Annotated in this window: 14 protein-coding genes; 4 read left to right on the top strand and 10 right to left on the bottom strand. The window is 70.1% G+C overall.

Annotation, left to right across the window (positions count from 1 at the left end; genetic code table 11):
• Positions 1-6: 6 nt before the first annotated feature.
• Genes VGO20_RS14315 through VGO20_RS14335 form a run of 5 tightly spaced genes read right to left on the bottom strand, consistent with a single transcriptional unit; the run spans position 7 to position 4,753 of the window.
• Positions 7-543: a GNAT family N-acetyltransferase gene (locus VGO20_RS14315; protein ID WP_327503041.1), complete on the bottom strand. Its 537-nt coding sequence runs from the start codon at positions 541-543 to the stop codon at positions 7-9.
• A complete protein-coding gene (locus VGO20_RS14320) occupies positions 544-1,455 on the bottom strand; it encodes a DMT family transporter (RefSeq protein WP_327503042.1) in 912 nt (303 codons plus the stop codon).
• Positions 1,455-2,249: a gamma-glutamyl-gamma-aminobutyrate hydrolase family protein gene (locus tag VGO20_RS14325; RefSeq protein WP_327503043.1), complete on the bottom strand. Its 795-nt coding sequence runs from the start codon at positions 2,247-2,249 to the stop codon at positions 1,455-1,457. The genes VGO20_RS14320 and VGO20_RS14325 overlap by 1 nt, the downstream gene beginning before the upstream one ends.
• Positions 2,250-2,256: 7 nt before the next feature.
• Entirely contained in the window at positions 2,257-3,600 is a 1,344-nt protein-coding gene (locus tag VGO20_RS14330; protein ID WP_327503044.1) for an O-acetylhomoserine aminocarboxypropyltransferase/cysteine synthase family protein, read from the bottom strand.
• A 25-nt stretch (positions 3,601-3,625) separates the two neighbouring features.
• Positions 3,626-4,753, bottom strand: coding sequence for a fatty acid desaturase (locus tag VGO20_RS14335; RefSeq protein ID WP_327503045.1), 1,128 nt, complete (start codon positions 4,751-4,753; stop codon positions 3,626-3,628).
• Between the two features lie 417 nt (positions 4,754-5,170).
• Between VGO20_RS14335 and VGO20_RS14340 the strand changes: the two genes are divergently transcribed.
• Both VGO20_RS14340 and VGO20_RS14345 read left to right on the top strand, forming a co-directional pair.
• A complete protein-coding gene (locus VGO20_RS14340; protein WP_327503046.1) occupies positions 5,171-7,522 on the top strand; it encodes a right-handed parallel beta-helix repeat-containing protein in 2,352 nt (783 codons plus the stop codon).
• 460 nt (positions 7,523-7,982) lie between these two features.
• Positions 7,983-8,714: a class I SAM-dependent methyltransferase gene (locus VGO20_RS14345; protein ID WP_327503047.1), complete on the top strand. Its 732-nt coding sequence runs from the start codon at positions 7,983-7,985 to the stop codon at positions 8,712-8,714.
• Positions 8,715-8,762: 48 nt separating this feature from the next.
• Here the strand turns inward: VGO20_RS14345 and prfB are convergent.
• The 3 genes from prfB to VGO20_RS14360 all read right to left on the bottom strand — a co-directional run bounded on the left by prfB (position 8,763) and on the right by VGO20_RS14360 (position 14,038).
• A protein-coding gene (gene prfB, locus VGO20_RS14350) for a peptide chain release factor 2 (RefSeq protein ID WP_327503048.1) occupies positions 8,763-9,888 on the bottom strand; the annotation gives its coding sequence in 2 pieces (ribosomal slippage) (positions 8,763-9,818 and positions 9,820-9,888; 1,125 coding nt in all).
• A gap of 110 nt (positions 9,889-9,998) precedes the next feature.
• Complete coding sequence (locus tag VGO20_RS14355; protein WP_327503049.1) at positions 9,999-12,476, bottom strand: penicillin-binding protein 1A; 2,478 nt, start codon at positions 12,474-12,476, stop codon at positions 9,999-10,001.
• Positions 12,477-12,577: 101 nt separating this feature from the next.
• Positions 12,578-14,038, bottom strand: a complete 1,461-nt coding sequence (locus VGO20_RS14360; RefSeq protein ID WP_327503050.1) for an N-acetylmuramoyl-L-alanine amidase — start codon at positions 14,036-14,038, stop codon at positions 12,578-12,580.
• A gap of 528 nt (positions 14,039-14,566) precedes the next feature.
• On the opposite strand from VGO20_RS14360, the gene VGO20_RS14365 reads away from it, so the two are divergent.
• The gene (locus VGO20_RS14365; RefSeq protein ID WP_327503051.1) at positions 14,567-17,701 is read left to right on the top strand and encodes an Rne/Rng family ribonuclease; all 3,135 of its coding nucleotides are present in this window, start codon (positions 14,567-14,569) and stop codon (positions 17,699-17,701) included.
• Positions 17,702-17,842: 141 nt separating this feature from the next.
• Here VGO20_RS14365 and VGO20_RS14370 read toward each other — a convergent pair whose 3' ends face one another.
• Positions 17,843-18,991, bottom strand: coding sequence for a pyridoxal phosphate-dependent aminotransferase (locus VGO20_RS14370; protein WP_327503052.1), 1,149 nt, complete (start codon positions 18,989-18,991; stop codon positions 17,843-17,845).
• A gap of 3 nt (positions 18,992-18,994) precedes the next feature.
• Positions 18,995-20,293, bottom strand: a complete 1,299-nt coding sequence (locus VGO20_RS14375) for a gamma-glutamyltransferase (protein WP_327503053.1) — start codon at positions 20,291-20,293, stop codon at positions 18,995-18,997.
• A 136-nt stretch (positions 20,294-20,429) separates the two neighbouring features.
• Between VGO20_RS14375 and VGO20_RS14380 the strand changes: the two genes are divergently transcribed.
• The coding region (locus tag VGO20_RS14380; protein WP_327503054.1) for a M48 family metalloprotease at positions 20,430-21,559 on the top strand (1,130 nt) is incomplete at its 3' end.

Here is a 21,559-nt window from a genome sequence, read left to right on the forward strand (position 1 = left end):
ACGCCCTCACCCCGCCGCGGGGTTCGCCAGGACGTACAGGCACGCGGCCGTTTCCGGCCACGGCCGCCGTTCGAACCCCGCCTTCAGCAGAATGCGGCGCGAGGCGACGTTGGCGTCGTGGACGGTGGCGCGGATCTCCGGGAGGTTCAGCGTCTCGAAAGCGTAGCGCACCAGGCCGCCCACGATCTCCGACCCCAGGCCCCGGCCCCAGGCGGGGGTCTCGAACCCGTAGATGATCTCCTCGGGCCCGCCCTCCGGCCGTGCGAAGCCGGCCCAGCCGACGAAGCGTCCGCTCCCGCGGTCCGTCAGGGCGCCGGTGCCGTAGCCGAACTTCGCCACGTTGGCGCGCGAGCGGGCGATCCAGAGGGCGCAGATATCGCGGTCGAGCGGCCGGCCGTCGTCGGTATGGCGCACGACCTCCGGATCGCCGGCGACGCGGGCGAGGTCATCCAGGTCCTGTGGCGCGAACGGGCGGAAGACCAGCCGCGGCGTGCGGAAGAACTCCGCGGCCGGCGGGCGCCGATCGGGTCGCGGACCGGACACCTAGGCCGGCGCGCCGCGATCGCCGGCGGCGACCGTGAGCATGCCGCCGATGATCGCCGCCGCCCCGACCATCCCCAGCCCCGACAGCATCTCGCCGAACAGCAGGAAGGCGAAGAAGGCCGAGAACAGCGGCTCGCTGGTCTCGATCACCTGCACGCGGTGGGCGTCCACCAGCCGCACCGCCAGCGTCGTGCAGAAGAACCCCCCGAACGACGGCAGCAGCACCAGCGCCGCCAGCACCAGCAGCGCGCCCGAATCGGGGATCACGCGGCTCTCGATCAGGAACGGCACCGCGAGGTAGAGCGTCCCGAACAGGAAGAACCACCACAGCGGCTCCAGCCCGGACGGCAGCCGGAAGTACTTCCAGAAGAAGATGAACAGCCAGTAGCCCGTGCCGGCGATCAGCGCGAAGATCACGCCGCGGAAATCGGCTTCCAGCGGCAGGTCGTGTCCCATCAGGATCAGGAACGCGCCCACGAAGACCATCGCGATCCCGAAGCCCTTCACGGCGTTCATGCTCTCCTTCAGCACGACGACGCTGAGCAGGATCGTGACCACGCCGCCCGCGAACACCAGCATCGCCACGATCGGCACCGGCGCCAGCGCGAAGGCCATCGTCTCGAAATGGTAGAGGGTGAACACGCCGAGGAAGCTGCACAGCGCGATCGGCGGCAGGTCGGGGCGCAGCGCAACGGTTCGGGCGCGCCGCGCCGGGCTGGCGACGATCAGCAGCGTCAGCAGCGCGAACGCCCCGAAGCAGCGCCAGAACGCGACCGCATGGGAGTCCATCGCCAGCTCGAAGCCGAGGCGCGACAGCACGCCGACCGTGCCGTTGAACATGGCGGCGGCGAGCGCTGCGAGCGTGCCGACCAGGACCGGACGCACGAACGGTGCGGGAAGTGTGGCTTTCATCAACCGTTCCGGCGTGAGCGATACTCGGTGCAGGCCCGGCCGAACGCGGCCAGGATCGTCTGCGACAGCTCATCGGTAACATAATGCCACTCGACGTGCCACTGCACTGCAAGGCAGAAGCTGGGATGGTCCTCCAGGCCGACCGCCTCGATCAGGCCGTCCGGCGCGCGCGCCTCGACCGTCAGGCAGGCCGCCAGCCCGTCGATGCCCTGCCGGTGGAGCGAGTTGACCCGCAGCTCCCGCCGCCCGGTCAGCGCGTGCAGCAGGCCGCCCTCCGCGGTCTCGACGGGATGCGCCTCCAGGTATTGCTCGTCCCGCGGCAGGCGCGTGTCCTCCCAGTGGACGAGGCCGTTCCGCCCGCCGAGGTCCCCGCCGAGATCCCCGCCGAGATCCTGGTGCAGCGTGCCCCCGAAGGCGACGTTCAGCTCCTGCAGGCCGCGGCAGATGCCGAGGAACGGCAGGCCCAGCGCCCGCATGCGCAGCAGCGCCGCCATGGCCACCGCGTCGCGCTTGGGATCGACCAGCAGGTCGGCCTTCTCCTTGGGGCGGCCGTAGAGCTCCGGCTGGACGTTCGTCTCGGCCCCCGTCAGCACCAGGCCGTCCAGGCGCGGCAGCAGCGCGTCCAGGTCGGGCGCGTGCACCTCCACCGGGATCAGCAGGGGTGCCGCCCCGGCGCCGTCGCGCACCGCCTCGCAGTAGCGCGCGCGGATGCGGCTCAGCGAGACGCCGTCGGTCAGTTCGGTGTCGCAGATCAGGCCGACGACCGGGCGGCCGGCGGCGTCGATGCCGGTCATGCGCGCCTCAGGCCGCGCCCAGGGCGCGTTCGAGGTCGCCGAGGATGTCGCCGATGTGCTCCAGCCCGACCGACAGACGGATCGTCCCGTCCTTGACGCCGGCCGCCAGCCGCGCCTCGCGCGGGACCGAGGCATGCGTCGTGGAGGCGGGATGCGTCGCCAGCGTGCGCGCATCGCCGATGTTGGAGACGTGGTAGATAAGCTGCAGGCTCTGGATGAAGCGCTTGCCGGCCTCGATCCCGCCCGCGATCTCGAACTGGACCATCGGACCGCCGTAGCCGCCCATGTTCTCGCGCGCGAGCGCCGTCATGCGGGCGTCGCCCATCGTCGGGTAGGTGACGTCCAGGACCTTGGCGTGGCCCGAAAGCATCTCCGCGACCTGCCGGGCGTTCTCGCAGTGGCGCGGCATGCGCAGCGGCAGCGTCTCCAGCCCCTGGAGGAACAGGAACGCGCTGAAGGCCGAGGCGCACGCCCCGAAGTCCCGCTGGAGCGTGTTGCGCATCTTCAGCAGATAGGGGCTGCGCCCGTACGCGCCGTCGAGGCCCTTCACCGCTTCGAGCCACAGGATGTTGCCGTGCGCCTCGTCGGGCTGGGTCATCAGCGGGAAGCGCTCGGCGTGGCGGTGCCAGTCGAAGGTGCCCTTGTCGATGACGACGCCGCCGACCGCGGTGCCGTGCCCGCAGATGTACTTCGTCACCGAATGCACGATGATGTCCGCGCCCAGGTCGAAGGGGCGCGAGATGTAGGGCGTCATCGTGTTGTCGATCACCAGCGGCACGCCGATCTCGCGGGCGATCGCCCCCACCTCGCGGATCGGGAACGGCACCAGCATCGGGTTGGGCAGCGCCTCGCCGAAATAGCAGCGCGTGCGCTCGTCAGTCGCCGCCCGGAACGCCTCGGGATCGGTTGGATCGACGAAGCGCGTCTCGACGCCCAGGCGTGCGAAGGTGCGCGCCAGCAGGTTCCAGGTACCGCCGTAGAGCTGGCTGGAGCTGATGATGTTGTCGCCGGACTTCGCCAGGTTGAGGATCGCGAGCGTGATCGCCGCCTGGCCCGACGAGGTCAGCAGCGCGCCCGCACCCCCCTCGAAGGCCGCGATGCGCTCCTCGAAGACGTCGCAGGTCGGGTTCATCAGGCGCGAATAGGTGCGCCCGCTGGTCCTGAGGTCGAACACGTCCGAGGCGTAGTCGATGCTCGGGAAGAAATAGGCGTTCGACTGGTAGATCGGGACCGTGGTCACGTAGGTCGTGGGGTCGTAGCGGAACCCCGTGTGCAGCACGACCGTCTCGGGGTGGAGCCCTTCCCCGGGACTGGCGGCGGCCGGATCGATGCGGGCGGGCATCTCGTTCATCGGTCACATCCTTCCTGATGCTGCATCATGCGGAGGCGGGGGCGGAGGCAGGGGTGGAGGCGGTCTGTTCCCTGCCGGCCAGCCGCTCGCCGTTCTGGGCGAGGATCAGGGACAGGATCGACGGCTCCCCGGCCGGGCCCTTCTGGAACAGGCCGCCCGTCTCCGCGCAGTGACGCGCGTAGTCCGGGTCGGCCATCCGGATCTCGTGCGCCTTCGGCAGCAGCCAGAACGGCGTCCTGGGGTCGAGATGGTGGTCCAGGTGGTGGTGGTCGTTGTTGATCCCGGTCAGCCACTTCTCGACGTGGCGGCTCTTGCGGTTGCGGGCCATGAACAGGTCCGTCCCGCGCCCGACGGTGCAAGAGCAGTGCTCGGACAGCTCGATGAACCATCCCAGGATGTGGAACGAGGTCAGGTAGGGCACGACCCAGAACAGCACCAGCTCGAGCAGCAGCCCCGACCAGGCGCAGACGCCGATCACGGTGCTCCAGAACACGACGAACCCGATGCTGTCGAAGCGGTTGCGCCACGTCGTCGGCCGGGCCGACGCCGGCTTGCCGGCCGCCTCTTCGCCGGCGCGGCCGGTCAGGCGCAGCATCAGGTACCGGTAGCGGTTGCGCACGAGGTACTTCATGTACGCCCAGGTCTTCGAGCCCAGGATCGGCAGCACCACCGTGCGCCAGATGTAGCGGCGCGGCGTCATCGGCGTGAAGACGCCCTCGTCCACGAAGAAGGCCAGGTCGGGATCGGTGTCGACCCGCCCCAGATAGGGATGGTGGGTCTGGACGTGGGATATCCGGTAGGCGAAGTGGCGCTGGAAGATCGCCCAGGCGGTCGGGAACGTCCCCAGGACGAAGTTCAGGGCCCGGTTCTCGGCGAGCACGCCATGCGCCGAATCGTGCAGGATCGTCGACAGCGCGCGCTGATGCGCGCCGATCATCAGGACGCTGACCGGATACGCCCACCAGCCCAGGAGATAGGGCAGCGCGATGAAGCAAGCGATGACGGCGTAGTCCTTCACCAGATAGGCGATGCCGTGCCAGTTGTCGGGCTTCAGGGCCTTGATCGCCGCCCGGATCTCCTTCGAGAAGGGATGGACCCGGTAGCGCTCGCCGGCAGGCAGGCCGACCCGACCGATGGACGAGACTGCGCTCATGTCGTTCTTCCCGTTGATGCTTCGCCCCTCCGCGACAGGCCCTCCGCTACGGGCGCGCCGGAGCCTCCAGGCTGCGTCGTCCGGCATCCCCGGATCGGGAACGCGCCGAAATCCCGGCGTTTCCGCCTCGCCTGACGCCGCGCTGGATATAATAGAACTCCCCACAAGTCAACATCCAGCGGCTTTTCCATTGCAACGGCGCAGGCCGAATACACACGAATTCATGCCGCTACTGTGGATTTTACCCTTAGAATTTTTACTGAATGCGTTTGAATTCAGACGGGCATACCGGCCGTCGGACGCGGAAATTAAGGCGTTGCGGCCACAATTTGGTCACAGGCTAGGACAAAAAGTGTCCTTAATTACGGATTAACTATTTCGGGTCAGCTCTAAGGGATGAACACCTTGGAGTTAGCAATGTCGTATAGCGCAATCGAGATCACCTCCCTGGCCCGTGGCATCGTTCCTTATGTCGATGCCAAGCCGATCAAGTATCTCTGGGTTTCGCCGTCCGGCAGCGATGGAAACAGCGGGTCCGAATCCTCTCCCTTCAAGTCCATCTCGGCAGCCGTGAAGGCCGCGGGACCCGGCACGGCCGTCATGGTCAAGTCCGGCACCTACAACGAGAACGTGAACCTCGACGGCAAGAGCGGCACGGCCGACAAGCCGATCTGGGTGGTCTCCGCCGACGGCCCGGGCAAGGCCAAGGTCGTCGCCGCGACGAGCAGCAAGCCGGTCTTCCACGCCTATGGCGAAGACAACCTCGTCATCAAGGGCTTCGAGATGGTCGGCGGCACCGAAGGGGTGAAGCTCACCCAGGGCGGTCACGACCTGTCCAACATGACGACCAACGTCGTCATCCAGGACAACATCATCCACGGCCAGTCGATCGACGGCATCAAGACCTCCCAGAGCGTCAACTTCGTCATCGCCGGCAACACGGTGTACGACGTCCAGACGCAGGAGGGGATCGACAACGTCTACATGCGCAACAGCATCATCGCCAACAACGAGGTCTACGACGTCCGCGGGCTGTCGGGGATCGTGGTGAAGGGCGGTTCGCAGAACGTCAAAGTCCTGGACAACTACGTCCACAACGTCCCCGACGGCATCCTGGTCGGCGGCTGGTCGACGGGACAGGGCTCCACCTTCCCGAGCGGCATCACCTACGAAGCCAGGAACGTCCTGGTCGAAGGCAACTGGGTCACGAACGTCGCCAAGCATGCCGTCAACGTATATGGCGGCATCGACAGCAAGGTCGCGTCCAACCTGCTTCAGCCCAACAGCAACTATTACGCGGTCGTGAACGTCGGCACCGACAATAACGGCTACGTGTCCAAGAACATGCAGTTCGTGGACAACATCGTGCAGAAGGACAACTGGCTGGCCGCCCAGCCCGGCTCGGTGAGCGTCAACACCGGCAACGTGAAGACGGGCGCCTTCGACACGTCCTTGACCGGCCCGAACGGCGTGGAGGTGCCGACGGCCCCCGCTCCGACCCCCGTCCCTCCGGCTCCGGTCCCCGACCCGGTCCAGAAGGACCCCGCTCCCGCGCCGCCGGCCGAGGCGCCGCCGCCGGGTGACCTGGTCGGGACCTGGAAGACGAGCGCCGCGCCGACGAAGAGCTTCGTGACCGGCACCGGCTCGCAGACCCTCAACGGCACCACCGGCCACGACTTCCTCAACGGCGGCTCGGGCATCGACCGCATGGTCGGCGGCAAGGGCGACGACACCTACGTCGTCGGCTCCGCCCTCGACGTCGTCGCCGAGAGGGCCGGCGAGGGCACCGACACCGTCCTGCTGTGGGACCGGTCCTTCGTCATGCCCGCCAATGTCGAGAACCTGGTGATCCGGACCGGGGACGGCGCCACGGTCACCGACAACGGCATGAACAACATGCTGACCGGCGGCGCCGGGAAGGACGTGTTCGCGTTCGCCGCCAATCACGGCAACGACCTGATCAAGGGCTTCCAGGTCGGCAAGGACCTCATCCGCCTCGACCCCTCGATCAAGGCGTCCGGCCTGAAGCTCGGCAAGAACGCTGCCGGCGACCTCGTCCTGGAGGATGCGGGCGGCTCGATCACCTTCTCCGGCGTCGATGCGAAGACCTCGCTCGGCACCCTGCTGGGCTCGTCGACGGTTCCGACGCCGGCCCCCGCGCCGGCTCCGGCCCCGGTTCCCCAGCAGCCCGCGAACCCGCCGGCATCGACCGTGCCCGTCGCCGACGCGGGCGCCTGGAAGACGAGCGCCGCGCCGACGAAGAGCTTCGTGACCGGCACCGGCTCGCAGACCCTCAACGGCACCACCGGCCATGACTTCCTCAACGGCGGCTCGGGCCTCGACCGCATGGTCGGCGGCAAGGGCGACGACACCTACGTCGTCGGCTCCGCCCTCGACGCCGTCGTCGAGAGGGCCGGCGAGGGCACCGACACCGTCCTGCTGTGGGACCGGTCCTTCGTCATGCCCGCCAATGTCGAGAACCTGACGATCCGGACCGCCGACGGCGCGACGGTCACCGACAACGGCATGGACAACATCCTGGTCGGCGGCGCCGGACGGGACGTGTTCGCCTTCACGGCGAATCATGGCGACGACCTGGTCAAGGGCTTCCAGGTCGGCAGGGACGCGCTGCGCTTCGACGCCTCGGTGAAGACCTCCGACTTCACCGTCGCCCGGAACGGCAACGGCGACATGGTGCTCCAGCACGACGACATGTCGGTCACCCTTACGGGCGTGTCGCACACTACCCCTGTAGCGGATCTGTTCTAACCGCCAGGGCGGGCGCGGGGCCCATCCGGTTGGGCCCCGCATCCGGCTGGAATCGCGAAGCTTCCTGAAAGCGTCGTCGAGGAAACTTCCGGCATGGCCGGCGCCCACGAATTGCCGCGGGGTGCATCGACATTCCCCATCGCGCCATCACGACTTACCGCCCCGAGCGCCCTCCGATGCGGTGAAGCATCGACCCGCGGAGTAGACGGGGAATATGGAATCAACGCTGATTCCATCAGCACCTACACGGAATCAGCCGATACTTGCCCTCTCAATCATTGTAAACATGGAGAACAACTGAAATCAGATTTCGCTGGAGAGCAATATGACCAGCATCTCGGGGGCTTCGCACCAGCGAGTCCTGAAGGCGCTGAAAGAAATCCGCAGTGAAGACCGCCTCCGATACCATTACGAGATCGAAAAAATACTTGCCGACCGCCTGAAAAGCGCAAGCAAAGAAATGCGGATCGGCCTCTACACCGAGTGCTACGAGGAGCTGTTCCGCTCGGTCGGCGACCACCCCCAGCTCGCCAAGAAGTTCGACAACGATGCCGAGCGCGTGAGGCGGCGGCTGCGCCTGCTCCGCCCGCTCCTTGGCTGCGACGCCACGCTGCTGGAGATCGGCGCCGGCGACTGCCGCCTGAGCATCGCCGCCGCTCCCCATGTCCGCAAGGTGATCCCCGTCGACGTGGCTCCCGCGATCATGGCCCGCAACGACCTGCCCCGGAACGTCGAGCCGTGCCTGTCGGACGGCACCAGCATCCCGGTGCCCGCGGGTTCCGTCGACGTCGCCTACAGCGACCAGCTGATGGAGCATCTGCATCCCGACGACGCGCTGGAGCAGCTCCGCAACATCTTCATCGCCCTCAAGCCGGGCGGCCGGTACCTGTGCATCACGCCGAACCGGCTGCTCGGCCCCCACGACGTGTCGCGCTACTTCGACGACGTCGCGACCGGGCTGCACCTGCGCGAATACACCACCGGCGACCTGCGCAGGCTGATGCGCGAGGTCGGCTTCCGGGAGGTCCACTCGGTGATCGCCGCCAAGGGCGTGCGGTTCGCCCAGGTGCCGGCGGGCATCGTGGCGGCGCTCGAGGCCGCGGCCGGCGCACTGCCGCGCGGCCTCTGGTCCATGCTGTCGGGAAAGGCGGCGAACGCCCTGTTCGGAGCCTGCGTCGTCGCCGGCAAGTGACCGCGCGGGAAGCGCGCGGGGAGAAGGAGTGAGCGAAGGCGGCTGGCGTCAGCCGGCCGCCTCCTCGTCGCCCTGCCCCTTGATGCGGTGGGCGAGCGCCGCTTCCAGGAACTGGTCGATGTCGCCGTCCAGCACGCTTTGCGACTGGCTGGTCTCGACCCCGGTCCGGAGGTCCTTCACCATCTGGTAGGGCTGGAGGACGTAGCTGCGGATCTGGTGGCCCCAGCCGATGTCGGTCTTGGTCGCCTCCAGCGCCGCCGCCGCCTCCTCGCGCTTGCGCAGCTCCAGCTCGAACATGCGCGCGCGCAGCATGTCGAAGGCCTTGGCCCGGTTCTTGTGCTGCGAGCGCTCCTGCTGGCACTGCACGACGATCCCGGTCGGCAAATGGGTGATTCGCACCGCCGAGTCCGTCTTGTTGATGTGCTGGCCGCCGGCGCCGGACGCCCGGTAGGTGTCGATCCGCAGGTCCTTGTCCAGGATCTCGATGTCGATCTTCTCGTCCACCACGGGGGTGACGGCGACGCTCGCGAAGCTGGTGTGGCGCCGCGCCTGGCTGTCGAACGGGCTGATTCGCACCAGCCGGTGCACGCCCGATTCGGTTTTCAGCCAGCCATAGGCGTTGTGCCCCTTCACCTGCACCGTGGCCGACTTCAGCCCGGCCTCTTCGCCCGGGCTCTCTTCCAGCCACTCGACCTTGAAGCCGTGCTGCTCGGCCCAGCGCAGATACATGCGCAGCATCATCTCGGCCCAGTCCTGGGCCTCGGTGCCGCCGGCTCCGGCATTGACCTCGAGGAAGCAGTCGTTCCCGTCCGCCTCGCCCGACAGCAGGCTTTCCAGCTCGAGCTTGGCGGCCCGCGCCTTGAGCGCGAGCAGCGTCCGCTCGGCGTCGTCCCGGACGCTGTCGTCTTCCTCGGCCTCGGCCATCTCGATCAGTTCGATGCTGTCGTGCAGCTCGCGTTCGAGCGCGCGATAGCCGCCGATCGCGGTGTCGAGATGGGTCCGCTCGCGCATCACCTTCTGCGCGCGGTCGGAGTCGTTCCAGAGATTAGGGTCTTCGGCGATGGAGTTCAGTTCGTCGAGGCGTCTGACTGCGTTATCCCAGTCAAAGATGCCTCCTCAGCAGCGCCAGCGACGCCCTGACGTCTGCTGCGGCTGCTTCGATCTCGGCGCGCATGGGCGGCCTCCTTCGTTCGAGCGTTCGGTTCGGGTCCGTTACTTAACGCCTCGGGCCGGCGAGGCCAAGCCCGTTTCGCCGTTTCCCGGGAAGAAAGCGGGCCGCCCGCATCAGTAGAGCCCGCCGGTGCCGATCCCCGGCCCGGCCGGTGCCGGCATCGCCGGCGCCGCCGTCGGGATCGCCCCTTCGGGCACCCCTCGGGCGCCGCTGCCGTCCAGGACGAGGTCCTCGCCCGGCCTCGGCTCCGTGCCCGGCAGGAAAGCCTCCCATATCGCGCCCTTCATGCCCGGCTCGGCGAGCTGGCCCGACCCCGGGTCGACCCGCACCAGCCGCAGCCCCGGGGGGACGCGGAACGGGATCGCCGGCTCGTCCTCGAGCGCGGCCTCCATGAACTGCTTGAAGATCGGCACCGCGGCCGTCGTGCCCGTCGCCGAGCCGAGCGGCCGGGGCTGGTCGTAGCCGACGAAGACGCCGGCCACCAGGTCCGGCGTGAAGCCGATCCACCAGGCGTCCACGTAGTCGTTGCTGGTTCCGGTCTTGCCGCCGATCGGCCGGCCGAGCGACAGCAATGCCCGCCCCGTGCCGCGCTCGACCACCCCCTGGAGGATGTTGACCGTCTGGTAGATCGTGCGCGGGTCGCCGACCTGCTCGCGGGTGTCCGGCACCGCCGGCGCCTCGCCGCCGGTCCAGGCCACGTCCGCGCAGCCGGCGCAGGGGCGGACGTCGTGGCGGAAGATCGTCTCTCCGCTGCGGTCCTGGACGCGGTCGATCAGGGTCGGCACGATCCGCTTCCCGCCGTTCACCAGCATCGAATAGGCGGTGACCATTCGCAGCACGGTCGTCTCGCCGGCGCCCAGCGACATCGCCAGCAGCTCCGGCAGCTCGTCGTAGATCCCGAACCGCTCGGCGGTGTCGGCGACCTTGTCCATGCCGACGGCCTGGGCCAGCCGGACCGTCATGACGTTGCGGGACTTCTCGATCCCGACCCGCAGCGGCGTCGGCCCGTAGAACTCCTCCGAGAAGTTCTGCGGCCGCCACAGCGGCAGCCCCGGCCCCTGGTCCATCACGAAGGGCGCGTCCAGGACCATGCTCGACGGCGTGTAGCCGTTGTCGAGCGCCGTCAGGTAGACGAAGGGCTTGAACGACGACCCGGGCTGGCGCAGGGCCTGCGTCGCGCGGTTGAACTGGCTGATGTCGGCGCTGAAGCCGCCGGACATCGCGAGGACGCGCCCCGTGTGCGGGTCCATGGCGACCAGCCCGCCCTGGACCTCGGGGATCTGGCGTAGCGCGTAGCCGGTCGGCTCCCCGTCCCTGGCCTCCTCCCCGGCCTCGTCCGCGCCCTCCTCTGCGAGCGGCTCGACCAGGACGACGTCCCCCGGCCGAAGCACGTCGGCCGGCCGCTTCGGCTCGGGCCCGGGGCGGCCGCTCTCCTGGATCGGCCGCGCCCAGCGCAGCTCCTCCATCGGTATGCCCGCCGTGCTGCCGTCGCCGAGGCCGATCGACGCCGCCTGCTGGCCGACCTCGGTCACGACCGCGAGCCGCCATTCCTCCGCGCCCGCCGGCGCCTTCAGCGCCGCGAGCTGGCCCTGCCAGTCCTGCAGGCTCTCGAACCGGGTCACCGGCCCGCGCCAGCCGCTCCGCCGGTCGAAGGCGACCAGTCCGTCGCGCAGCGCCCGCGTCGCATGGCGCTGCAGGACGGGATCGACCGTCGTGCGTATCGACAACCCGCCTTCGTACAGCGTTTCCTCGCCGAACCGGTCGACGATCTCGCGCCGGACCTCCTCCGCGAAATAGGGTGCCTCGACCGTCTCCGTCTCGTCGCGGCGGCGGAACTCCAGCGGCTCGGCCATGGCGAGCCGCGCCTCGTCGGGCGTGATGTAGCCGTCCTCGGCCATGCGCCCGATCACCCAGTTCCGGCGCTCGACCGCCTGGTCGCGGTAGTTGCTGCGGAAATAGCGGTCCGGCGCCTTGGGCAGCGCGCCGAGGAACGCGGCCTCGGCGATGGTCAGCTCGTCGAGCGGCTTGTTGAAGTAGTTCAGCGCCGCGGCGGCGACGCCGTAGGACCGGTTGCCGAGATAGATCTCGTTCAGGTACAGCTCGAGGATCTGGTCCTTGTCGAAGACCTGCTCGATGCGCCAGGCGAGGATCATCTCCTTGATCTTGCGCGCGATCGACACTTCGTTCGTCAGCAGGAAGTTGCGCGCGACCTGCTGCGTGATCGTCGAGGCGCCGATCGGGCGCTCGTCGTTGGCGACCTTACGGACGTTCGTGACCATCGCCCGGGCGATCGCCAGGAAGTCGATGCCGGGATGCTCGTAGAAGTTCTGGTCCTCGGCGGAGATGAAGGCCCGCATGACCCGCCGGGGCAGCGCCTCGAACGGCACGAAGATCCGCCGCTCGGAGGCGTACTCCGCCAGGAGCCGGCCGTCGCCGGCATGCACGCGGGTCACCGTCGGCGGCTGGTAGCGGGCGAGCTGGTCGATGTCCGGCAGCCCCCGGCTGTAATGGTAGACCACGCCTATGACGCCCGCGACCGCCAGGATGCCGAGCACCACGGCCGTGGACAGCAGACCCACTATGATACGCATTCCCGATCCCGATCTCCGCCCGTCGCCGGGCACGTCGCCGTTTCCGCCCACCGCCGGGCGTGTCGTCCGGACTAACGCATTGAGCAGAAATTATGTCCTGATCACGACCGGCTCAACCCCAATGCGATGGAGAAGAACCCGTCGATGCCCCTGACGATGCCCCGCGCCACCCGCTTCTGGTGCTCGGCCTGGCTCAGCAGCCGCGCGTCCTGCGGGCTCGACAGGTAGCCGAGCTCGACCAGGACCGACGGGATGTCGGGCGCCGTGAGGACGGCGAAGCCGGCGGAGCGGTGCGGCCGCGGCACCAGCGGCACCACCTGCTTCATCTCCGCGACCAGCAGGTTCGCGAACCGGCGCGAATGGTTCATCGTGTCGCGCTGCGCGAGGTCGATCAGGATGCTCGCGACCTCGTCGCTCTCGACCGCGAGGTCGATGCCGCCGATGGCGTCCACGCGGTTCTCGCGCGCGGCCAGCATCGCGGCCTCCCGGTCCGACGCGGTGTCCGACAGGGTGTAGACCGACAGCCCGCGGAACTTGCTGCTGTCGATGGAATCGGCGTGCAGGGACACGAACAGGTCGGCCTTCTGCGCCCGGGCCTCCGCGACGCGGTCGCGCAGTCTTATGAAGGTGTCGTCGCTGCGCGTCAGCGCGACCCGGTAGCGCCCGGTCGCAAGCAGCTGGCGGCGCAGCTCGCGGGCGACCGACAGCGTGATCGCCTTCTCGAACTCGCCGGTGACCGCGACCGCCCCGGGGTCGGCGCCGCCGTGCCCGGCGTCGATCACGATCATCGGCAGCGCCGACTCGCCGCGCAGGCGCAGCGGCGGCAAGGGCGGCGGAAACGGGATGCCGGCCAGGACCTCGGGCGGCGCCTCGGCAGCCGGCCGCGCCGGCGGCGCCGGCGGCGAGAAGGCCACCTCCTGCGCCACCGCCTCCGGAATGGATGGCGGCGCGGGAACGGGCGGCGGCGCAGCCGCGGGAACTGGCGGCGGCGCAGCCGCAGGAGCGGGTGGTGGCAGGGGCACGGGCGGCAGCGAGGCGGCCACGGGCTCCCCGCCCCTGGTGCCGTGCGGCCGGTTCATCTCCCGGGCGAAGTCCGCATGGCTCGCGGCCTCGAGGTCGAGGACGAAGCGCGCCTGCCTGCCGTCGCGGGGCGGGATCACGAAGGCCTCGCGCACGCGGACGGGCCCGGTCGCGTCCAGGACGAGGCGCATGGTCCGCTCGTCGAACCGGCCGTGGCGCCAGCCCGAGACGATCCCGCCGCCCGCCGCCGCCGGCGCCGATGCCCAGGACAGTATCGGGAAATCGATGACCACCCGGTACGGGTCGGGCAGCGTGAAGACCTTGAAGTCGACCGCCTCGCTCAGCTCCATCACGAAGCGGGTCTTGTCGGGATGGACGCCCAGGCGCACGTCCACGACTGCCGGCTCCCCGAGGGCCGCCCGCGCGGACGGCCCCGGCGCGCAGACGAGCGCTGCCAGCGACGCGAACAGGATGGCGGTCAGTACGAGGACGCGCAGGACGTCAATCTCCCGGAATGCCCGGCGACCGCGCCGGAGATCCATCTGGTTTACCCCTGGAGGCCAGCAGAATCAATGCACTCAGGTGATTTCATGAGATCCTGTCTCATATGGGAGACACCCCGCCCTGCCCTTCCGCCCGGCCACGCCGGCGCGGGGCCGTCCGGCGGGCCCTCCTGAATGCCACCGCGAACGGCAAGTGTTCATTTCTGTCGTTGTGAAAGCGGATTTCGCCGTTTATGGTGTCCTTGCGACAAACCGCCATCCGCCAATTCCGCTCTCGTGGGATGCGGCGGCGTCGCACCCGGGTAACGGGCCGCCTGCTTCGACTCTTCGGCGGCGCACCGGTGCTGTGACGCTTCGGAAGGGCGGTGATTGTGGAGAAACCTCGAAGCTGGTTGCGGCCCCTCGGGGCCGGAGCCCGGCTGTCCTCGCCCGGACCCGTCACTGGCTGCTGTGGGAAAGCGCCGAACGACGATCGGATCGGGCAGGCGCCGCGCGCTTCGCAAATTTTAGTGACGCGCCGCCGATCGTAAGTCGCGCGGGAGGCTGGCCGCGTCATGGGGTGAACATATGGCCAAGCGCATGCTGGTCGACGCGACCCACGCGGAAGAAACGCGGGTCGTCGTCGTCAACGGGAACAGACTGGAAGAACTCGACTTCGAGATCGCCAGCAGAAAACAGCTCAAGGGCAACATCTACCTCGCCAAGGTGACCCGCGTGGAGCCGTCGCTCCAGGCGGCCTTCGTCGAGTACGGCGGCAACCGCCACGGCTTCCTGGCGTTCTCCGAAGTCCATCCCGACTATTACCGCATCCCCGTGGCGGACCGGGAGGCCCTGCTCGCCCAGGAGCGGGCCCTCGACGAGCGGGCCGATGCGATCGGCTCGGACGTCGAGATCGGCGCTTCCGAGGGACGCGGCCGGCGCCGCGGGCGGCGGCGCATGCAGGACGAGGCGCCCGCCGACCGGCAGGATGGCGACCACGACGCCGGGACGGAGGACGCCGCGGACGCCTTCGACTACGGCGCGCTCGACACCGCCGGCGGCGACGACGACGGCGATGACGCCGACCGGGCCGACGCGGACCGGAGCGACGCCGACCGGGACGGGGACGGCGACGACGCCGGGGACCGAACGACCTACCGGGCCGCCGAGTTCCGGCCCGAGAGCCGGAGCGAGCGGCACGATCCCGACGAGCGGGAGCATGCCGGCGACGACGACGCCCGCGCCCACGGGGCGGAGCACGAGGACGCCCCGGCGGCCGCGCCCGAAGGAAGTGCCGCGGTCGAGCTGGCGGCCGACGCCGGCACTGCGCCGCGGGTCGAGCCCGTCCCGGCCGGCGAGGGCCCGGTGGAGGATCTGGGCGGCGACGAGGCGGAGGACGTTCAGCGCCGCCGGACCCGGCCGCTGCGCAGCTACAAGATCCAGGAAGTGATCAAGCGCCGGCAGATCCTGCTGGTGCAGGTCGTCAAGGAGGAGCGCGGCAACAAGGGCGCCGCGCTGACCACGTATCTCTCCCTGCCCGGGCGCTACTGCGTCCTGATGCCCAACACCGGGCGCGGCGGCGGCGTCAGCCGGAAGATCACCAACCCCCAGGACCGCAAGCGCCTCAAGGAGATGCTTTCCGACCTGGACATCCCCGACGGGATGGCGGTGATCCTGCGCACCGCCGGCATGGAGCGCAGCAAGCCCGAGATCAAGCGCGACCTCGAATACCTGCTCCGGCTCTGGGACAACATCCGGGAGCTGACGCTGCAGTCGACCGCGCCGGCCCTGATCTACGAGGAAGCCAACCTCATCAAGCGGTCGATCCGCGACCTCTACGCCAACGACCTCGACGAGGTCCTGGTCGAGGGCGACGGCGGTTACCGCGCCGCCAAGGACTTCATGCGCATGCTGATGCCCAGCCATGCGAAGAAGGTCCAGCCCTACCGCGACGAGACGATCCCGCTGTTCTTCCGCTACCAGGTCGAAAGCCAGATCGACGCGATCCACAGCCCGGTCGTCCAGCTCAAGTCCGGCGGCTACATCGTCATCAACCAGACCGAGGCGCTGGTCGCCATCGACGTCAACTCGGGACGCGCCACGAAGGAGCGCAACATCGAGGAGACGGCGTACAAGACCAACCTCGAGGCCGCCGAGGAGGTCGCCCGCCAGCTCCGCCTGCGCGACCTCGCAGGCCTGATCGTCATCGACTTCATCGACATGGAGGACGCGCGCAACAACGCGTCGGTCGAGAAGCGCCTCAAGGAGGCGATGAAGAACGACCGGGCGCGCATCCAGCTCGGCCGGATCTCGCCCTTCGGCCTGCTGGAGCTGTCGCGCCAGCGGCTGCGCCCGTCCCTGATCGAGACGAACTTCGAGAAGTGCCCGCACTGCGCCGGCACCGGCATGGTCCGCTCGATCGAGTCCGCCGCCCTCTACGTGCTGCGCGCGATCGAGGAGGAAGGGATCCGCAAGCGGTCGAGCGAGATCACGATCCATGTGTCGACCAGCATCGCGCTCTACATCCTCAACCAGAAGCGCGACGCGCTGGCCGACATCGAACGGCGCTACGGCTTCCGGGTCTACCTGTTCGGCGACGACCAGCTGACCCCGCCCGAGTACCGCCTCGAACGCATCAAGGCGCGCACCGCCCAGGAAGACGCGGCTCCGGCGATCAACACCGACCGCATCCGCGCCGAAACCGACCGCATGCTTGAGCGCGAGGAAGAGGAAGCCGACGAGGAGGAGGAGGCCGACGCCCCCGCCGAGGGTGCTGTCGAGAGCGCCGACGAGGAGACCTCCGAGGCCGAGGCCGAGGCGGGCGGAGAGCGCGGCGAGCGCCGTCGCCGCCGCCGCCGCCGCCGTCGGGGAGAGGATCGCGGCGAACGCGCTCCCCAGCAGCAGGCGCAGCCGGCCGCCGGCCCCGAGGAGACGGTGCAGGAGCCCGTGGCCGCCGCGGAGCCCGGTGCCGCGGAACCCGGTGCCCCCGAACTCGGCGCCGAGGAGGGTGACGAGGACGAAGAGGACGGGTTCGAGGGCGGCGCCGAGGGCGACGACGCCAACGGCCAGCGCAAGAAGCGCCGTCGCGGCAAGCGCGGCGGTCGTCGCCGGGCCCGCATCCGCCAGGATGAGGCGGCCGTCGACGAGGACCACGCGGAGGGCCGGGCGCCCGATGCCGCCGAGCCGGCTTCCGAGGCTCCGGCCCCGGCTCCTGCCGCAAGCCTCCCCGCGGTCGAGCACGACCTCGGCGACATCTTCGCCGACCTGGACCTCCCGGCCGCGGAACCCGCCGCCGAGCCGGTAGCCGAGGCGGCCTCCGAAGCCGCACCCGAGCCGGCCGCGGAAGCGGTGAAGCCGAAGCGTGTCCGCGCGCCCCGCAAGAAGGCGGCGCCCGCGGCCGAAGCCGCTGCCGAACCGGCCCCCGCTCCGGAGCCGGCCCCGGCCCCGGTCCCGGAGGTCGTCGCCGAGGAAACGCCCGAGCCCAAGAAGGCCCGCAAGCCGAGGGCGAAGAAGGCGGCTCCGGCCGAGGCCAAGCAGCCGGAGCCGGTCAAGCAGCCGGAGGAGAAGGCGCCGCGCAAGCGCGCGCCGCGCAAGAAGGCCGCGGCCGAGGCGGAAGCTCCTGTCGTCCAGGAAACGGCGCCGGAACCCGCGCCGGAGCCGGTCGAGGAGCCGGTCGAGGAGCCTGCCGGCCCGACGCGCCGCGGCTGGTGGCGCCGCGGCTAGCCGCCACGGCCCCGTCTACCGCCCGTGCGGACTTTCCCCTCTCCCGTGCAACGGGAGAGGGAGGGACCCAACCGAAGGTTGGGAGGGTGAGGGCAGCGCCACGCCTCCCCTCACCCTCCCGCCACTACGCGACTGGCCCCCTCAGCGTCGCCAGGCCTTGAGGCGCCGCGCGGCGTCGATCATGGTCTCGGTCGAGCCTGCGAACGAAAAGCGCATGTAGCGCCGGCCGCGCGCCGGATCGAAGTCGATGCCCGGCGTGGCGGCGACGCCGGTCTCGGCGAGCATGCGCCGGCAGAACGCCTCGCTGTCGTCGGTCATGGCCGACACCTCGGCATAGACGTAGAACGCCCCGTCTGCGGGCGCCAGGTCGCGAAAGCCGGCCGCGGGCAGCTCCTCCAGAAGGATGGCGCGGTTGCGGGCGTAGCGCGCGACGTGCCCTTCCAGCTCCTCGACGCAGTCGAAGGCCGCGACGGCGGCGAGCTGCGACAGGGCCGGCGGCGAGATGAACAGGTTCTGGGCCAGGCATTCGACAGGCCGGACCATGTCCTCGGGCACGATCATCCAGCCGAGCCGCCATCCCGTCATCGAGAAGTACTTGGAGAAGGTGTTGACGACGATCGCCTCTCCGGTGTGCTCGAGCGCGCAGGTCTCCTTACCGTCGTAGACGATGCCGTGATAGACCTCGTCGGAGACCAGCCGGACGCCGCGGTCCCGGCACCACGCCGCCAGCCGCGCCATCTCCGCATGGTCGACCATCGTGCCGGTCGGGTTGGAGGGGCTCGCGACGATCAGCCCGTCGGGCGGCTCGGGCAGCGCCTCCAGCATCTCGACCGTCGGCTGGAAGCGGGAATTGGGCCCGGTCGGCAGGTCGATCGGCTGCACGCCGATCGAAGTCAGGATGTTGCGGTAGGCGGGATAGCCCGGCGCCGCCAGCGCCACGCGGTCGCCGATGTCGAACGCCGCGAGGAAGCCCAGCAGGAACGCGCCGGACGAGCCGGTGGTGACGACGACGCGCCGCTCGGGCACGTCGGTCGCGTAGCGGTCGCGGTACCAGCGCGCGATGGCGGCGCGCAGTTGCGGCACGCCCAGCGCCTCCGTGTAGCCGAGGCGGTCCGCCTCCAGAAGGCGGCGCGCCTCTTCGCGCACGCCTTTCGGCGCCCCCGTGGACGGCTGCCCGACCTCCAGGTGCAGCACGTCTTCGCCGGCGGCCTCGCGCTCCTTGGCCGCGCGCAGGACCTCCATCACGAAGAACGGCGGGACCTGCGCCCGCGCGGCGATCTTCAAGGCCATCGGTCAGCCTCCGGTCAGGGCGAGACCGAAGCCCCGCGGGTCGGTGAGTGCTTGGCAGTCGCGGCTGCCGTCGGTGCGCTCCAGGCGGCAATGGACGACATTGGCCCGGCCCAGCGTCGGGATCACCCGCACCGGCCGGCCGAGCGACTGGCCCAGGCTCGCCGGCGCGGTCCTCTCCACCAGCACCGCACCGTCGCCGGCCGGCGCGATGCGGATCGCGCCGATGGCGTCTCCCGGCGGCAGTCCGCGGTCGAGCAGCGCGATGGAGGTCGTGACCGTCGCGGCCGCGGCGCCCGCGTTCCCCTCCTCCGGCAGCCCGGTGCTGCCGCTGGCGGCAAACAGCACCTCCCCGGTATTGGCGTTGGTGACCATCACCGGGCCGCCGATGCCCGCCCCGTCCGTCGGCCGGGCCAGGAACAGCCCCGTGCCGGGCACCATCGCCCCGGTCCCGAACGGCGCGCCCATGGTGAAGGCGCAGGCGACGGCTTGGTCGTAGACGTCCAGCACCGCGAACCCGGCGGAAGGCGCGCCCGCTCCGGCGCCGTCCGCTCCCCCGGCGAGCGCGTCGACGACCCGCACCGCCCGGTCGGGCGCGTCGGACACGCCCTGCGTCCAGGCGGTCAGGAGCGGCCGGCTGCCTTCGACGTCGGCCAGGTGCAGGACGTCGTTGCCGACCTCGGTCCCGACGGTCTCGACCCAGCGCGGCTGGTAGCCGCGCAGCGCCTCGGGCGGCAGCCCGGCCGCGTCGGCGACGCGCTGCGCCAGCGGACCCGCGTAGAGGGCGCCGACCCCGCGCTGGCGCAGCGCGGCCAGCGTGGCGGCGAGGTCGAGCTGGGCCAGCGGCTGCGCCTCGTCCGGCGTCCGGCCGCGGGCGGCGAAGATGCGCCGCGCCTCGCCGTCGCGCGCGACGACCGCCTCGAAATCCGCGAGGTCGAGGGCGGCGGCGCGGGAGATCGACCGGTCGCCGCGCGCGAGCGTCTCGGCCGGGGCGACCAGTTCCTCCCATCTCAGCCGGCCATGGGCGGCGTGCAGGGCGTAGATCCCGCGCGGCGTGCCGGGAACGGCTCCCCGCGTGCCGCCCTCGCGCGGCAGGAAGTCCAGCGCCCGCGTCCGCTTGCCGGCCCTGTCGTGGACCAGGCAGACGCCGCCGCCCCCCAGGCCGGCGCGGGCCGGCAGGGTCACGGCCATGGTCATCGTCATGGCGACCGCGGCGTCCACGGCGTTGCCGCCGGCCGCCAGGATGTCCCGTCCGACCAGCGCCGCCTTGGGGTCGTCGGCGGCCACGCCGGCCTGGATCGTCACCGAGGCCCCGGTCGGGTCCGAGGCGGTGACGCAGGCGGATGTCGCCAGCGCCGCAATCGCAATTGCGCCAATCCGTTGCCAGATTCGTGTGTATGCTGGCCCGGCGTACCCTGGGCGATGCTTGATCGGGAACGGCATGATGATGCGGAGAACCTTGAGATCGATGGTGGCGGGCGGCCTGCTGGCCGTTCTGTTCGTGGTCGCGGCGGCCACGCCCGTCGAAGCGCAGCAGAGACGTCTGCAGTTCATCCGCGACGCCGAGATCGAACATACCATCAGGACCTATGCGCAACCACTATTCGAAGCCGCCGGCATCGACGGCGACGCGGTGCAGATCGAGATGGTGAAGGACAGCTCGGTCAACGCCTTCGTCGCCGGCGGCATGAACCTCTTCATCCACACCGGGCTGCTGATGGAGACGGAGAGTGCGGGCGAGCTGATCGGCGTGCTCGCGCACGAGATCGGCCACATCGCCGGCGGCCATCTCGTCCGCGGCCGGGACGCGATGGAGGGTGCTTCCGCCCAGGCGATCCTGACCACGCTGCTCGGCATCGGCGCTGCGCTCGCGACCGGTGAGGCCGGCGCGGCGGCGGTGATCGTCGGCGGCGGCAACGAGATGGCGCGCCGGTCCTTCCTCGCCTTCACGCGGACGCAGGAATCCTCCGCCGACCAGGCGGCGCTCTCCTATCTCGACCGGTCGGGGTTCTCCGCCCGCGGGCTGCTCCGCTTCTTCGACGAGCTCGCCGACCAGGAGCTGCTGCCGACCGACCGTCAGGTCGAGTTCGTGCGCACCCACCCCCTGACCCGCGACCGCATCGAGGCCGTGCGCGCCCATGTCGAGCGGTCGCCGCTGTCCGACAAGCCGTTTCCACCCGACTTCGTGGAGATGCACGACCGCATGAAGGCGAAGCTGTTCGGCTACATCAACCCGGTGCAGGCCCTGCGGCGGTTCGACGAGAACGATCCCTCGATCGCGGCGCGCTACGGGCGCTCCCTCGCCTATTACCAGCGCGGCGACATCGCCCGCGCCCTGCCGCTGATCGACGGGCTGATCGCGGACGAGCCCGAGAACCCCTTCTTCCACGAGCTGAAGGGCCAGGTCCTGCTGGAGAACGGCCGCGTCGCGGAATCGCTGGAGCCCTACCGGCGGGCGGTGGCGCTGCTGCCGGAATCCCCGCTCCTGCGCGGGGCGCTGGCCCAGGCGCTGATCGAGACCGGCGACGACCGCCTGCTCGACGAGGCGCTCGGCCACCTGAAGGAGGCGGT

Origin of the sequence: Arenibaculum sp. (genome assembly GCF_035998295.1) — a bacterium.
GTDB lineage: Bacteria > Pseudomonadota > Alphaproteobacteria > Azospirillales > Azospirillaceae > DASYHS01.